Genomic DNA, 14376 nt, shown 5'->3' with positions numbered 1-14376 from the left:
TGGCCGCAAGGGGGAAACGATACGATCAACGTTTTGTGGTCTTTTTCGCCTTGGAAATTTTCGCAGGCGCGTTGGCTTCCTGTTCCAGCCGCAGTTCCCGAAGCCGACGGGTTTTGGCATCGCGCTCGGCGGCCGCGGTGTCGATCTCGGACATCATCCGGTTGCGGGCCATGAACTGGGTCTGGGTTATGCTGAAAGCGGATTCCGCTTCGTTGCGGGCTTTCGATGCATTCTCGGTCATGATGGTATCCTTCGGGCTGTCACAGGTGCATCCGTCCAGATCAGTCTGTCGAACGCAATGTGCGGCTGCGGCCTGTCGGCCACGAAAAAAGGCCAGGCGATTGCCTGACCTCTCATCGAATGTCGCCTCGTCAGCAGTGCCAGTACATCCGTGGTCACCGGAGAGACGTCATCCTATTCAAGCGGGCCTGTTCAGGCGGCCTGGAGTTGGCAGGCGGACATCTTGCCCGACTTGTTGTCGCGTTCCATCTCGTAGCCGATCTTCTGGCCTTCGACGATTTCGCGCATGCCGGCACGTTCGACAGCGGAGATGTGGACGAAAACGTCCGGACCGCCGTTGTCAGGCTGAATGAAGCCGAAGCCCTTGGTGGAATTGAACCATTTAACTGTGCCAGTGGTCATGATGAACCCTTTCAATAGCAACATGTATCCATCACCGTACGACGCACGGCGATTAGTCATCTCGATTTTTGAAGGGGAAGTTCGTCAGAGACGCGCCAAGCGCGGGCAGAAACAAATATCAGTCAAACAACTATCGATAGATGTTCATATAGGCTGCCGTTTTTCATTTGTCAACTTTTAGTTTTTGAATGGCTCGGATCCTTGCCTTATAGTTGCAATGGTTTTTTCTTCCCGCCGTTCATCATTAGGCGTTGAGCATCGAACAGTCCTCTTTCATCGTTCAATCATTGAAGACAATCCGTCCAATCCCGCATGTCTATCGCCATGCCCCGGAAAAGCACATCTATACCGGCGAAACGAAGCCCGGTTTTCAAGCCGGCAGAAAGGGACCAGATCATGCTCACTCAGATCAAGGGACTGCATCACGTCACCTCGATGGCGGCGGATGCCCGCACCAACAACCGGTTCTTCACCGATACGCTTGGTCTTCGCCGCGTCAAGAAGACCGTCAACTTCGATTCGCCCGATGTCTACCATCTCTACTATGGCGACGAGACCGGAGCGCCCGGTTCGGTCATAACCTATTTTCCGTTTCCGGACATGGGACTGGGCCGTCCGGGCACGGGCGAGGTCGGCACCACGGTATTTTCCGTTCCGGAAGGCTCGCTCGGTTTCTGGAGCGACCGTCTGTCGAAGCGCGGCGTTTCCGGATTGAAGGCGGAAGAGACCTTTGGCGAGAAGCGTCTGAACTTCGCCGGTCCTGACGGAGACGGTTTCGCGCTGGTGGAAGTCCGCGACGACAGCCGCACGGCTTGGACCGCCAATGGGGTTTCGGCCAACCACGCCATCCGTGGTTTCCATTCGGTCGCCATGCGTCTGCGCGACGAAGGGGCAACCGCCGAACTGTTGAAATATATGGGTTACGAGACGCTCGACACCAAGGATGGCGTCACGCGGCTGATCGTTCCCGGCGGCAATGGCGCCGGTCTCATCGATCTGGAAACCATGCCCAACATCCAGCGCGGCCTGCAGGGCGCGGGCTCGGTGCATCACGTCGCCTTCTCGGTCGAAAACCGGGAAAAGCAACTTGAGGTCCGCAAGGCCCTGATGGACACCGGTTATCACGTCACGCCGGTGATCGACCGCGACTACTTCTGGGCGATCTATTTCCGCACGCCGGGTGGCGTGCTGTTCGAGATCGCCACCAACGAACCCGGCTTCGATCGCGACGAGGATACAGCGCATCTCGGCGAGGCCCTGAAACTGCCGCAGCAGCACAAGCACCTGCGGCCGATCCTCGAACAGCATCTGCCAAAGCTCGACGGGTAAAGGAGAGAATATCATGACCGATTATGGCTATGTGCACCGGTTGAAGGCCGGTGCACCGGGAAACCCGATCCTCTTCGTCTTTCACGGGACCGGCGGCGACGAGCGGCAGTTCTTCGATTTCGGCGGCGACCTGCTGCCGGACGCGACGATCGTCTCGCCGCGCGGTGACGTGTCCGAGCACGGAGCGGCGCGCTTCTTCCGCCGCACCAGCGAGGGCGTCTACGACATGGCCGATCTTGCGCGGGCAACCGACAAGATGGCTGGCTTCGTGTGCAAACTTACCGATGAACACAAGGCGTCCGAGGTGATCGGGCTCGGCTTTTCCAACGGGGCGAACATCCTTGCCAATCTACTGATCGAAAAGGACCTGTTTTCCAAGGCTGTTCTCTTGCATCCGCTCATTCCCTTCAAGCCGAAGGCCAATGCAGCGCTTGCCGGCAAAAAGATCCTGATCACCGCCGGCCAGCGCGACCCGATCTGTCCGGCCCCGCTGACACAGGACCTTGCCGATTATTTTACCGCGCAGAAGGCCAGCGTGGAAACCGAATGGCATACCGGCGGCCACGACATCCGCCAGAACGAAATCGAGGCCGTTCAACGGTTTCTGGGGTGAATGTCGGAGGACGCCCATGTTTCCTCAGCCAATCCTCGCCTTTGGCAGGGATCCAGTCGCCGCGCATCCACGCGGCGAGGGGATTGTGTTGAACGTTCGCATTTGAGTTTCACGCGATGGACGCTGACGATTCGTGTCGTCAGTGATTGTGCCGTGGCAGTTTTTCAGCAAGCTTCCGGAAGTCAGGGGCGCCATCAATGACTGCGCCGTCGGAGAGCTGCGTAACGGTACGGCGGTAAATCATCTGCCAGGGCGTGGCGTCCGCTGGAACATTGGGAATGCCTTGCGCCTTACGTTTCTCGATCTCTTCCGGATCGACCAGCATGTCGCATCGGCCCTGATTGAAATCGATGCGGATGATGTCGCCGCTGCACACATAGGCAAGGCCCCCGCCGGCGGCACTTTCCGGAGAAGCGTTCAGGATCGACGGGCTGTCGGCCGTGCCGGATTGTCGACCGTCGCCGATCGTCGGCAGGCTGAGAATGCCTTTCTTGATCAAGTGATCCGGGGGCTGCATGTTGACCACCTCAGCCGATCCTGGCCAGCCGAGCGGCCCGGCGCCCCGGATCACCAGGATCGTGCGCTCATCGATATCCAGGGACGGATCATTGATCCGCTTGTGATAATCCTCGGAGCCGTCGAATACGGCCGCCTTTCCTTCGAACACCCCTTCCTTGCCCGGTTCGCTCAGATATCGCCGGCGAAAGTCTTCCGACACCACGCTCATCTTCATGATCGCGAAGTCGAAAAGGTTACCCTTGAGAACAAGGAAGCCGGCCCGTTCGCGCATCGGTTCGCCATAGGGCTTGATCACGTCGCGGTCGTTGGCTTCGCGCCCATCGAGATTGGCGGCCATGGTCTTCCCGGTGATCGTTGGACAATTGCCGTCGAGCTTCCCTGCCTGGAGCAACTCCCACATGACCGCAGGCACACCGCCGGCTCGGTGAAAGTGCTCGCCAAGGTAAGCGCCTGCCGGCTGGATATTGGCGAGCAAGGGGATGTCGAAGCCGTGCACCTGCCAGTCGTCGGGATGAAGTTCGACGCCGGCATGCTTCGCCATCGCCATCAGGTGGGGCTGGGCGTTGGTCGAGCCGCCAATCGCGGAGTTGACCTTGATCGCGTTCAGGAAGGCAGCGCGGGTCAGGATGTCCGACGGTCGAATGTTCTGGAGCACCAGTTCGACCGCACGACGGCCGGTTCGGTAGGCCATTTGGCCGCGTTCGCGATAGGCGGCCGGAATGGCCGCGCACCCGGTCAGCGACATGCCGAGCGCTTCTGCCATGGCGTTCATGGTGGACGCGGTGCCCATGGTGTTACAGTGACCGATGGAGGGGGCGGAATCCAGCGCCGCTTCCAGGAATTCTTCACGGCTGATTTCGCCGGCAGCATATTTGCGGCGTGAACGCCAGATCACCGTGCCGGAGCCGACAAGATCGCCGTCATGCCAGCCATCGAGCATCGGACCGCCGGAAAAGACGATTGCCGGAATATCGACGGTGGATGCCGCCATCAGCGCCGATGGCGTTGTCTTGTCACATCCGGTCGTCAGCACGACGCCGTCGAGCGGATAGCCGTAGAGGATTTCGACAAGGCCGAGATAAGCCAGATTACGGTCGAGGGCCGCAGTCGGACGCTTGCAGTTCTCGAACAACGGATGGGTTGGAAACTCGATTGGAATGCCGCCTGCGTCGCGAATCCCGTCTCGAAGACGCTTGGCGAGCTCGATGTGGTGACGATTGCACGGGTTCAGGTCGCTGCCCGACTGGGCAATGCCGATGATCGGCCTGCCTGCGCGGAGTTCCTCCGGTGTTGTCCCATAATTCATGAAACGCTCCAGATAGAGCGCGGTCAGGTCGAGATGGTCTGGATTGTCGAACCAGTCCTGCGAACGAAGTCTGCGGGTTTGCTTGTTGTCATCGCTCACCGGTTTGTCTCCCCTGATAGTAATTTATATTTTCGATATGCAGCAACAGGCCGCTGCGGTCGATATCGCCATTGCCGTCGGCTATGAAGTCACGGAGTTCGTCGCGCACCATGGAAGCAAGCGCAGCAGGAGGTTGAACAGTTCAGCCATCGCGACGACCGCCCCGACGGTGTAAACTCCGGTATCAGAGCCTGCCTCCCAGTTCGTCCTCGATATGCACCCTGATGATCTCGTCAAACGACTGTTCGGCCTTGAAGCCAAGGGCGGTGGCGCGCTTGGCTTCAAAGCCCGGAGCCCAGCCAGCACACATGCGCATGATCATTTCGTCGGGCTCGCGGCGGATGAGCGCCACTGCTTTTTCACCTGCGATGCGGCGCAACGCTTCAATCTGTTGTCCGACAGTGGCGCTGAGGCCCGGCATCGACAGGTTGCGGCGCGGGCCGACCTTGACGACGTCGATCGTCGCGCCGTGGATGAGGAACCCTACGGCCGAACGGGGCGAGGCATGCCAATGGCGCACATCGTCGGAAACGGGCAGGACCGCCTCCTGCCCAACCAGCGGCTCACGCAGGATGTTTGAAAAGAAGCCGGAGGCTGCCTTGTTCGGCTTGCCCGGGCGGATGCACACGGTCGGCAGACGAATGCCGATGCCCTCGAAGAAACCCCGGCGCGAATAGTCAGAGAGCAGCAGTTCGCAGATCGCCTTCTGCGTCCCGTAGCTCGTCAGCGGCGTGGTGTGGAACTCGTCCGAAATCGGGTAGGCCAGGGGAGCGCCAAAGACTGCGATCGACGAGGCGAAGACGACGCGCGGTTTGTAACCACTCTCGCCGTTGGCGATCCGGATCGCATCGAAGAGATAGCGCGTGCCGTCGAGATTGATTCTGTAACCCTTGTCGAAATCGAGTTCCGCTTCGCCGGAGACGATGGCCGCCAGGTGGAAGATGACGTCGGGTCTGCCGGTGATGAGCCTGGCGGCTTCGCCCGGAGAAGAAAGATCCGCCGTTTCGAGCGTCACCTTGCCCCTGAAGCCCTCAGGCGTTTCGGGGGTGACCACATCTACCAGCGTCATCGCCGCGATCGGACGATCGCCGAGGGTTCCATCATTCGTCAGCCGTTGAGCAAGCTTGCGGCCGAGCATCCCGGCTGCGCCGATAATCAGGATATGCAACTCGTTTCCCTCCACTTTTGCGAGCCGACTTCAAACAACACCGCGGCAGCGTTAAACAAGACTATTGTAAGGTTGTCTGATAACCGTATATCGTGCGTTTGAAAACAGAATTATTGCTTGTCGTGCTTGGACAGATTCCATTCCAGATTGTGTTGTCCGAGCGCGAAAAGCGGGGAGCATGCAAAGCGGAACGAGGTACGCTTGCCGGCAGTTCGGCGAAAGTTGTTGACCGCATTGAAAAATGCCATCGACCCGCAGCTCGTGATGAATCCGGGATGCCAACTGAATTTCGAGCGTCAATGGTAAGTCGGGAAGTTTCACAGGGGCGAGCAGGGCATGTCGTTGGATTTTGGACAATTAAGGCGCAACGAGCATCTGCCCTCGCGCATCGCCGCGCGGATCGCGCGCGAGATTACGGATGGCCGCATCCTGCCGGGAGGCAAGCTGCCGACGGAGCACTTTCTGGCCAGCAGTTTTGGAGTCAGCCGGTCGGTGGTGCGCGAGGCAATCGCCCAGTTGCGCAACGAAGGACTGGTGGAGACGCGCCAAGGCGTTGGGGCCTTTGCAACGGAGATCAAGGCGCGCCAGTCGATCCGTATCGAGCAGAGTGATCTTCATGACCGTGCGATCTTTCGCGATCTCTTCCAGTTGCGTATGCCTTTGGAAATCGAGGCCGCGGGGCTCGCGGCGATCCACCATGTCGAAGCCGACCTTGCGAAGCTTGATACTGCTCTTGCGGCGATGACGGGTACGGACAAGTGGACGGATCAGGGGATTGTTGCCGACCTTGCCTTCCATCGTGTGATTGCAGCGGCGACCGGCAACGAGTATTTTGCATTGTTCGTCGGCTTCATTGCAGAGCGGATCAGCCTTGCCATCAACGCCGCGCGGGCTACTGCGATTCTTGAGGAAATTATTGAGGTAACAATTGCGGAGCATGTCGCTATCCGTGACGCCGTCGCAAGTCGGAACCCGCAAAACGCGCGAGATGCGATGAAGCAGCATTTGCTCGGCGCCGCCAGTCGTCTCGATCTGCCGCTTGAGGCCAGCTGAAAATCCTGCGAGGTTGCATATGTCGTTTCAGGGACCGCCGATGCATCGATGCCGCAGGCTTTCATGTCGTCTTTCCGTACTGGACAGCCGAAGAAACTATGACTAGAAGGTAGCGCTACCATTGTCAGACAGCCTGACATCTTGCGGTGCGGCGGGAGGGCCGACTGTGGTGGACGCGGGGGAGGTGGGAGTTGTATTCCAGTAGATCGCTTGATGCTTCGGACTTGCCCGACGATGCCGCAGGTGCGCGTCTGATCGGTCGCGTTCGGTCGAAGGCAGCCGATGGTCCGGTTCTGGTTCGTAGCAGTCGATTGTCGAATCTATCACCAATTGCGATGCTCATGGAAAGCACCGAACTGGCCCGCCAGTCGCTCAACCGCAACCAGCGATCGCGTGGAAATTTCGACATTCGGATGTCGGCGTCTGGTAAACTGGGTGGGTCGCAGCGATGCCTGCCCGGAATGGACCTTTAGCGTCGGGGCTCTAATGAGCCATCTCGCCAAACGGGCCTATTGTAGAGATATAAAGGGGGAGCGAGTGCAAAAGGCAATCGATCTATTTTACAAAGCGCTTGAGGTCCTGCTGATTGCCTTGCTTTCGGGAATGGCGATCATGGTTTTCGTGAACGTCGTTCTACGCTACGCGATGAATTCCGGACTTACGGTTTCAGACGAATTGGCACGCTATTTCTTCGTCTGGCTGACATTCATCGGCGCCGTGGTGACATTCCGCGAACACGGCCACCTGGGTGTTGAAACCCTGGTCGCACTTTTCGGCCGCAGGGGCCGCATCATTTGCATGATCGTGAGCAATCTGGTGATCATTGCCTGTTCGGCGATCTTCTTCTGGGGCACCTGGATGCAATTGCCCATCAACTGGAGCATGAAAGCACCGGTGACCGGTTTGTCCATGGGGTTCGTTTATGGCAGCGGTTTCTTCACTGGCGCCGGCTGTGCCATCATTGCGCTGGAACGTCTCGTCCGTCTGTTGACGGGTCGCGTGACTGAGCACGAAATCGAAGCTTTTGCAGGTGAAAACCTCACTCTCGAGCAGATGGCGGAGCGTACCTGATGACTCTTCTCGTCTTCATTGGCTCCCTGCTCGGGGCCATGGCGATCGGGGTTCCGGTTGCATTCTCGCTAATGTTCTGCGGCGTCATCCTGATGTGGTACATGGGCATGTTCAACGCCCAGATCATCGCTCAGAACATGATCGCCGGCGCTGATACATTCACGCTTCTCGCCATCCCGTTCTTCATTCTGGCTGGCGAACTGATGAACGCCGGCGGTCTGTCACGGCGCATCATCGATTTCGCCATCGCCTGCGTTGGGCATATCCGGGGCGGCCTTGGTATTGTGGCGATTGTCGCCGCGCTCATCATGGCAAGCATCTCCGGCTCAGCCGCTGCGGATACGGCTGCGCTGGCGGCCATTCTCATCCCGATGATGGCCAAGGCCGGTTACAACGTGCCACGATCGGCCGGTCTGATCGCTGCCGGAGGCATCATCGCGCCAGTCATTCCGCCATCGATGGCGTTCATCGTTTTTGGCGTGGCTGCCAACGTTTCGATCACGCAACTCTTCATGGCCGGCATCGTGCCTGGCCTGATGATGGGCATCGCACTGGTTATCACGTGGCTGATTGTGGTGCGCAAGGACAAGGTCGAGGCGCTGCCGCGAGCATCAAGGAGGGAGCGCCTTCAGGCAACTGGCCGTGCGCTCTGGGCGCTTGGCATGCCGGTCATAATCCTGGGCGGAATCAAGGCCGGCGTGGTAACGCCGACGGAGGCGGCGGTCATCGCTGCGGCCTATGCACTCTTCGTCGGTTTGTTCATCTATCGGGAGCTCTCGTTTAAAACGCTACCGCATGTGATCCTGCAGGCGGCCAAGACGACCTCCGTGATCATGTTCCTGGTCTGCGCCGCGCTCGTTTCAGCCTGGTTGATCACAGCGGCGAACATTCCGTCCGAGATCGCGGGCTTGATCCAGCCGCTGATCGATCGTCCGACCTTGCTGATGTTCGTCATCATGATCCTGGTGCTGATCGTCGGCACCGCGCTGGATTTGACGCCGACGATCTTGATTCTGACGCCGGTTTTGATGCCGGTCATCAAGCAAGCAGGCATCGATCCGGTCTATTTCGGCGTCCTGTTCATCATGAACAATTGCATCGGTCTGCTGACCCCGCCGGTCGGCGTCGTTCTCAATGTTGTCAGTGGCGTCGGCCGTGTTCCGCTTGGAAAGGTAACCGTCGGTGTCTGGCCGTTCCTGCTTGCTCAAACGCTCGTGCTTATGATCCTGGTCCTGTTTCCGGACCTGGTCATCGTACCGGCTCGCTGGCTGCACTGACAGTCATCGGGCCAAGGCTTCTCACTCAACAATCCATGGGAGGATAATATGAGAAAACTGCTTCTGACCACCACTGCCATCGCGTTCGTCTTTACCCTGGCGTCGCCGGCCTCAGCCGAGTTCACCGAGCGCAATATCCGCGTTTCCAACGGCATCAATGCCGATCACCCGGTCGGCAACGGTATCGAGGCCATGCAGAAATGCCTTGATGAAAAGTCAGGCGGCAAACTCAAGATGACGGCATTCTGGGGTGGCGCTCTCGGCGGCGATCTTCAGGCGACCCAGGCGCTTCGCTCCGGCGTCCAGGAAGCCGTCGTGACTTCCTCGTCCCCGCTCGTCGGCATTGAGCCGGCTCTCGGCGTATTTGACCTGCCGTTCCTCTTCTCGACTGCGGACGAGGCCTACAAGGTTCTCGACGGCAAGTTCGGCGAGATGATGGACGAGAAACTGGCTGCGGTCGGCCTGGTCAATCTCGCCTATTGGGAAAATGGCTTCCGCAATCTGTCGAATTCCGTACGCCCGGTCACCAAGTGGGAGGACCTGGAGGGCATGAAGGTTCGCGTCATGCAGAACAACGTCTTCCTCGATACTTTCCAGAACCTTGGCGCCAATGCGACGCCGATGGCCTTCGGTGAGGTTTTCTCGGCACTGGAAACCAAGACGATCGATGCCCAGGAAAACCCCTACGTGACGATCGACACCTCGAAGTTCTTCGAAGTGCAGAAATACGTCACCCAGACGAACCATGCCTACACGCCGTTCCTGTTCCTGTTCTCCAAGGCGATCTTCGATACCTACGCACCGGAAGAGCAGGCGGCCCTGCGTGAATGCGCGGTCGTCGGCCGTGACGTTGAGCGTCAGGTGATCGGTGATCTGAACAAGAAGTCGCTGGAGAAGATCAAGGCCGCGGGCCTCGAAGTGAATGTTCTTTCTCCGGAAGAGCAGGCGCGTATCCGCGAGAAGTCGATGGTCGTGTACGAAAAGCACAAGGCTGAAATCGGCGCCAACGTCGTCGACGCGATCCTCGCCGAGCTTGCCGAAATCCGCAAGTAAACCAGCGATATGCCGCACTCCGGCGGCATCATGACATCGAAGGCCCACGGCATACGCCCGTGGGCCTTCTGCTTTCCGGCAAGTGGCTTTCAGACGGTTCAGGGCACGTCCAGCGGGCGGTCCGGTTGGCGCTTCTTCAATTGCTGTTCGCGAAAGAAGATGAACATGCCGGATCCGATGATCAGCGCCGCACCCATCATCATGCTGCGGCCGGGAACGTCATCGAAGAAGATCCAGCCGAAAACGATCGCCCAGAGAAGCAATGTATATTGAAGCGGCGCGACGGTCGCGGCATCGGAGATTTTCAGCGCGCGGTTGACCAGCATGTGTGCTGCCATCGCGACACCCCCCAGAAGACACAGCAGCGCGAATTCCGGTGCCGAGTTCAATGGCGTCCAGTCGAACGGAGCAAAGACGAGGCCGGCAAGGCCGGCTCCGCCGAGTTGGAACAGGACCAGGGTCTTGTCCGGGGTTGAACGCAGGCTACGGCCCGACAGCAACATGAAGGCAAAGGCGAAGGTGCCGACGATCGAAATGACGGCGGGCATCGTGAACATCGCGCTTGACGGTTCAAGCGTGATGATAACGCCAATGAAACCGATGAAGATTGCCGTCCAGCGCCGCCAGCCGACCCTCTCGCCGAGCAATAGCGGCGAGGCGGCCGCGACATAGATTGGAGCAGCCAGCCAATAGGTCATGACGTCAGCCAGCGGCAGATACATGACGGCGTAGTAGAAGCAGAACACCTCCATCGTCGAGAACAGCACCCGCGATGCCTGCATCAGCGGACGTTCTGCCTTGGCAATCGGCTTCCATCCCCCGCGCCAAAGGAACGGCGACAGGATGAGCAGCGCGGCCAGGCTTCGGATCAGGATGACCTGGCCGAGGCCGTAGCTGGCAACAAGCCATTTCCCCATCGCGTCGTTCAAGGCAAACATCAGCATGCCGAGCAGCATTAGTGCCGGCCCGGCGACCGAGTTCAGGCGGCTGCCGGCCATTGTTTCGGTAGTGGTCATGGATTTTCCTTGCCGACGGTTCATATCGAAGATCTGTCGGAGACCCGGCGGCTGACCGTGAAGGCCCGTTCGAGTTCCGGATTGAGCTCCATCCCAAGGCCGGCGCCGGGCGGAACGGTGATCATGCCGTTGCGGACCTCGGGAAGGGCCGTGACCAGATCGCGGTACCATGTGTTATAGAACGCGCGGACGCTTTCCTGGATAAGCGCATTCGGAGCATTGAGAGAGAGATGGGTGGAGGCGCACAGCACGACCGGACCGGTGCAATCATGCGGCGCCACCGGAAGGTGCCAGGCTTCCGCCATCGCAGCAATCTTGCGCGCTTCCGATAGTCCGCCGCACCAACTGATGTCGAGCATCACCACGCCTGCGGCGCCGGTTTCGAGATAGTCGCGGAAAGCCCAGCGCGATCCCAAGGTTTCCGAAGCCGAAATCGGCGCGGGCGAGACCTCCGCATAGCGTTTGAGGCTTGCGAGGCTGTCCATCTTGATCGGGTCTTCGTGCCAGAAGGTCTGGTATGGCGTCAGTGCCTTGGCGATCTGCATCGCCGGCAACAATTGCCACATCGAATGGAATTCCACCATGATGTCCATCCGATCGCCGACCGCAGCGCGAATTTTCTCGAAGGGGACAAGCGCCTGTTTCAGGTCGGGCATGGAAATATAGCGCCCACGCGTCTTCTCCGCCGCCGCATCGAACGGCCAGATCTTCATCGCCGTGATGCCCTCTTCCAGAAGCGAATGGGCGAGTTCATCGGCTCGGTGCAGAAAGCCATTCAGATCGTCATAGCCTTTTCCATCCGCAAGGCCGTAATTGGCCGTCGTCTGGCCCGTCGCCTTCTTGATGTATTCGGTACCGGCGCAGGTGTTGTAGGTTCGAATTTCGCGGCGGGTGAAGCCGCCAAGCAGTTGCGCGATAGGCTGATCGGTCGCCTTGCCGAAAAGGTCCCAAAGGGCGATGTCGAAGGCGGAATTGCCGCGGACTTCTGCGCCTGACGATCGAAAGCCGAGATAGCCGACGAGATCGGCGGCAAGCCTGTCGATCTCCAGGGGATCGCGGCCGATAACGCGCGGCGCAATATATTCATGAACATAGGCTTCGACGGTTTCCGCGCCGAAGAAGGTCTCTCCTAGCCCTGTCAGTCCCTCGTCGGTATGTACCAAAACCCAGAGAAGATTGGCACGCTCCGCGATGCGCACGGTTTCGAGACGGGTAATCTTCATGAATCCTCGCAATCGGCTTTTCCACCATCGATTGTTACGGCAAGCTAGGTCGAACTCAACCGACTATTTGTTACGGAGATGGTTTTTACACGCGTCAAACGTCATCCTGGCGACGAACGCTCCCCAGCAGCTTTATCGGCGCGATATCTTCAACGCCAAGCGCTTGCAAAGACCGTTTCTCCACGATTGGATGGGGATTTCAACGGCCCCGCTGCAGAAGCGGTCATTAGCGCTGCCTAGCCGCTTCACGCGGAGGACTTTCAGTTGATCACATCAAATATAATGATATGTTTTCATCTCATTTAGAGTGATATGATACTTCAACAGATCGTTATCTGCTTGACAACACGAATCAAAAAGATACCCATAGGGTTCAAGAATCTATTCAATGAGCTGTATAGGCGTCGCAATGAGGACAGAGTCAGAAGCATTGCTCGAAATCGGGCACGTGTTGAAAAAGGCAAGATTGGCCTCGGAGATGACGCAGGAACAGGTCGCCGGCCTGGCGGGTATATCGCGTCCTCGCTATCGCGATATCGAGACGGGGGCCGCCGCAGCGCGGGCAACAACCCTTATGAATATCGTCCGCGCATTGGGACTGGAGCTGATGTTGATCCCACAAGCAATGGTTCCAGCGGTAGACGCCCTGCTGCGTCCGCATGACGACGACGATCTTCCCGCCTTTGTATCCCGTCCCGACGATGAAGATCATGACTAAGATATATCGGGCTCCTAAAACCATCCCTTCGCTGGACGTATTGCTGAACGATCTGAAGATCGGCACTATTGTCAGGACACCCGGCGATTTCGTTGCTTTCAGCTTTGATAAAGCCTATGGCGCGACGGGCGGTTATCCGATCCTCAGCTTGTCGTTCCGGTCAGTGACAGGAGGATTGCGCAAGGATCCCAAGCCCCTTGCAGGGACTTTGCCGGCATTCTTCGCCAATCTACTTCCTGAAGACAAGCTGCGCGAATCGATGGAGAAACACCATGCAGGCACTGTGCGCGCGGGCAACGACTTTGATCTGTTGGCCGCGCTCGGTGGAGATTTGCCGGGCGCCGTTCGTGTCGTGCCGAGCGATGGCACGACGGGAGTTGTCGAGGACATCCCAAGGAATAGACCGAAAGCCCGGTTTTCCCTCGCAGGCGTGCAAATGAAGCTCTCCGTCATGAAGAACGCTGGCAAGGGTGGCGGTCTGACATTGCCGATGGGAGACGAGCAGGGAGAGTACATCGCCAAGTTCCCCTCAACCGCGTTTCCTGGCGTCTCCGAAAATGAATATGCCAATCTTGCACTGGCTGCGGCTATCGGTACGGAAGTGCCGGACCGTGAACTCGTCGAGAAATCTGATTTCGAAGGGATTCCCGAGGAATTCGATACGCTGTCGGACGGCAAAGCCCTGCTGGTCAAACGTTTCGACCGTGGCTCCGCTGGTGAACGCATCCATATCGAGGACTTCGCCCAGGTCTTTAGCGTCTATCCCTCGCGCAAATACGAGGGAGCCGCGTACCACGACATAGCCGCAGCTCTCGGCGCCGCGGTTTCGTCTGCAGCCGCCCTGGAATTCGTGCGCCGATTGGCCTTGGCGGCGATCACCGGCAATGGCGACATGCATCTGAAAAACTGGTCGCTGATCTACCCTGGCGACGGCAACAAACCGCGGTTGGCGCCGATCTATGACGTCTTATCGACCGTCCCCTATATTCCCGCCGACACAATGGCGCTGTCGCTCGGCGGAGAACGCGCCTTCAAGGCGCTCAACGCGCAACGCTGGAAGGTTTTCGCCCATCGTGCAAGGTTGCCGGAGCCCGCGGTGCTCAAGGCAGTTGTCGATATCGTCGAGCGTGTAAATCAGCATTGGTGGAGCCTACCGGAAAGGGCTGTCGTTCACCAAAACGTGCTTGAGCGAATCGACGAGCATGTCAGGGTAATGACGCCTATACTCAGCACCTGCGCGAACCAATGAGACGGCGCCGGGCTGACCGACGCACAATTGGTTTAAAGTC

General features: G+C 58.7%; 14 protein-coding genes. 8 read left to right on the top strand and 6 right to left on the bottom strand.

Annotated features, from left to right (window positions below; all coding sequences use genetic code 11):
* Nucleotides 1-25: 25 nt before the first annotated feature.
* Both ACST81_RS28270 and ACST81_RS28265 read right to left on the bottom strand, forming a co-directional pair.
* Entirely contained in the window at nt 26-241 is a 216-nt protein-coding gene (locus ACST81_RS28270; RefSeq protein ID WP_438755036.1) for a hypothetical protein, read from the bottom strand.
* 191 nt (nt 242-432) lie between these two features.
* Nucleotides 433-642 carry a cold-shock protein gene (locus ACST81_RS28265; RefSeq protein ID WP_037110252.1) on the bottom strand — a complete coding sequence of 70 codons (210 nt, stop codon included), beginning with the start codon at nt 640-642 and terminating at the stop codon, nt 433-435.
* Nucleotides 643-1038: 396 nt separating this feature from the next.
* Here ACST81_RS28265 and ACST81_RS28260 point away from each other — a divergent pair, with 396 nt between their 5' ends.
* Nucleotides 1039-1971, top strand: a complete 933-nt coding sequence (locus ACST81_RS28260) for a VOC family protein (RefSeq protein WP_438755035.1) — start codon at nt 1039-1041, stop codon at nt 1969-1971.
* 13 nt (nt 1972-1984) lie between these two features.
* Nucleotides 1985-2584, top strand: a complete 600-nt coding sequence (locus ACST81_RS28255) for an alpha/beta hydrolase (RefSeq protein ID WP_438755033.1) — start codon at nt 1985-1987, stop codon at nt 2582-2584.
* 139 nt (nt 2585-2723) lie between these two features.
* Here the strand turns inward: ACST81_RS28255 and ACST81_RS28250 are convergent, their stop codons facing one another.
* Nucleotides 2724-4508: an IlvD/Edd family dehydratase gene (locus ACST81_RS28250; protein WP_438755032.1), complete on the bottom strand. Its 1785-nt coding sequence runs from the start codon at nt 4506-4508 to the stop codon at nt 2724-2726.
* Between the two features lie 184 nt (nt 4509-4692).
* Nucleotides 4693-5676: a D-erythronate dehydrogenase gene (gene denD / locus ACST81_RS28245; protein ID WP_438755030.1), complete on the bottom strand. Its 984-nt coding sequence runs from the start codon at nt 5674-5676 to the stop codon at nt 4693-4695.
* A 336-nt stretch (nt 5677-6012) separates the two neighbouring features.
* Between denD and ACST81_RS28240 the strand changes: the two genes are divergently transcribed.
* The 4 genes from ACST81_RS28240 to ACST81_RS28225 all read left to right on the top strand — a co-directional run bounded on the left by ACST81_RS28240 (nt 6013) and on the right by ACST81_RS28225 (nt 10130).
* Nucleotides 6013-6729: a FadR/GntR family transcriptional regulator gene (locus ACST81_RS28240; RefSeq protein ID WP_438755029.1), complete on the top strand. Its 717-nt coding sequence runs from the start codon at nt 6013-6015 to the stop codon at nt 6727-6729.
* A 537-nt stretch (nt 6730-7266) separates the two neighbouring features.
* Nucleotides 7267-7800 (top strand): TRAP transporter small permease, encoded by a 534-nt coding sequence (locus ACST81_RS28235; RefSeq protein ID WP_438755027.1) that lies wholly within the window; start codon nt 7267-7269, stop codon nt 7798-7800.
* Nucleotides 7800-9077: a TRAP transporter large permease gene (locus ACST81_RS28230; protein ID WP_438755026.1), complete on the top strand. Its 1278-nt coding sequence runs from the start codon at nt 7800-7802 to the stop codon at nt 9075-9077. The genes ACST81_RS28235 and ACST81_RS28230 overlap by 1 nt, the downstream gene beginning before the upstream one ends.
* A 48-nt stretch (nt 9078-9125) precedes the next feature.
* The gene (locus ACST81_RS28225) at nt 9126-10130 is read left to right on the top strand and encodes a TRAP transporter substrate-binding protein (protein WP_438755024.1); all 1005 of its coding nucleotides are present in this window, start codon (nt 9126-9128) and stop codon (nt 10128-10130) included.
* A gap of 98 nt (nt 10131-10228) precedes the next feature.
* Here the strand turns inward: ACST81_RS28225 and ACST81_RS28220 are convergent, their stop codons facing one another.
* Both ACST81_RS28220 and ACST81_RS28215 read right to left on the bottom strand, forming a co-directional pair.
* On the bottom strand, nt 10229-11146 hold the full coding sequence (locus tag ACST81_RS28220; RefSeq protein ID WP_438755022.1) for a DMT family transporter: 918 nt from the start codon (nt 11144-11146) through the stop codon (nt 10229-10231).
* A gap of 20 nt (nt 11147-11166) precedes the next feature.
* On the bottom strand, nt 11167-12369 hold the full coding sequence (locus ACST81_RS28215; protein WP_438755021.1) for a mandelate racemase/muconate lactonizing enzyme family protein: 1203 nt from the start codon (nt 12367-12369) through the stop codon (nt 11167-11169).
* 388 nt (nt 12370-12757) lie between these two features.
* Between ACST81_RS28215 and ACST81_RS28210 the strand changes: the two genes are divergently transcribed.
* Both ACST81_RS28210 and ACST81_RS28205 read left to right on the top strand, forming a co-directional pair.
* Entirely contained in the window at nt 12758-13087 is a 330-nt protein-coding gene (locus tag ACST81_RS28210; RefSeq protein ID WP_438755019.1) for a helix-turn-helix domain-containing protein, read from the top strand.
* Nucleotides 13080-14336 (top strand): type II toxin-antitoxin system HipA family toxin, encoded by a 1257-nt coding sequence (locus tag ACST81_RS28205; RefSeq protein ID WP_438755142.1) that lies wholly within the window; start codon nt 13080-13082, stop codon nt 14334-14336. The genes ACST81_RS28210 and ACST81_RS28205 overlap by 8 nt, the downstream gene beginning before the upstream one ends.
* The last annotated feature ends 40 nt before the right edge of the window (nt 14337-14376 follow it).

The organism is Pararhizobium sp. O133, from assembly GCF_051669845.1.
GTDB lineage: Bacteria > Pseudomonadota > Alphaproteobacteria > Rhizobiales > Rhizobiaceae > Pararhizobium.
Note: the sequence above shows the minus strand (reverse complement) of the source record. Positions and strands in the feature narration are given on the sequence as shown.

Coding starts and splice junctions, on each gene's coding strand:
- ACST81_RS28205 (WP_438755142.1), top strand. CDS start 13,080: ATGACTAAGATATATCGGGCTCCTAAAACCATCCCTTCGCTGGACGTA.
- ACST81_RS28220 (WP_438755022.1), bottom strand. CDS start 11,146: ATGACCACTACCGAAACAATGGCCGGCAGCCGCCTGAACTCGGTCGCC.
- ACST81_RS28210 (WP_438755019.1), top strand. CDS start 12,758: ATGAGCTGTATAGGCGTCGCAATGAGGACAGAGTCAGAAGCATTGCTC.
- ACST81_RS28255 (WP_438755033.1), top strand. CDS start 1,985: ATGACCGATTATGGCTATGTGCACCGGTTGAAGGCCGGTGCACCGGGA.
- ACST81_RS28270 (WP_438755036.1), bottom strand. CDS start 241: ATGACCGAGAATGCATCGAAAGCCCGCAACGAAGCGGAATCCGCTTTC.
- ACST81_RS28215 (WP_438755021.1), bottom strand. CDS start 12,369: ATGAAGATTACCCGTCTCGAAACCGTGCGCATCGCGGAGCGTGCCAAT.
- ACST81_RS28225 (WP_438755024.1), top strand. CDS start 9,126: ATGAGAAAACTGCTTCTGACCACCACTGCCATCGCGTTCGTCTTTACC.
- ACST81_RS28230 (WP_438755026.1), top strand. CDS start 7,800: ATGACTCTTCTCGTCTTCATTGGCTCCCTGCTCGGGGCCATGGCGATC.
- ACST81_RS28265 (WP_037110252.1), bottom strand. CDS start 642: ATGACCACTGGCACAGTTAAATGGTTCAATTCCACCAAGGGCTTCGGC.
- ACST81_RS28260 (WP_438755035.1), top strand. CDS start 1,039: ATGCTCACTCAGATCAAGGGACTGCATCACGTCACCTCGATGGCGGCG.
- ACST81_RS28240 (WP_438755029.1), top strand. CDS start 6,013: ATGTCGTTGGATTTTGGACAATTAAGGCGCAACGAGCATCTGCCCTCG.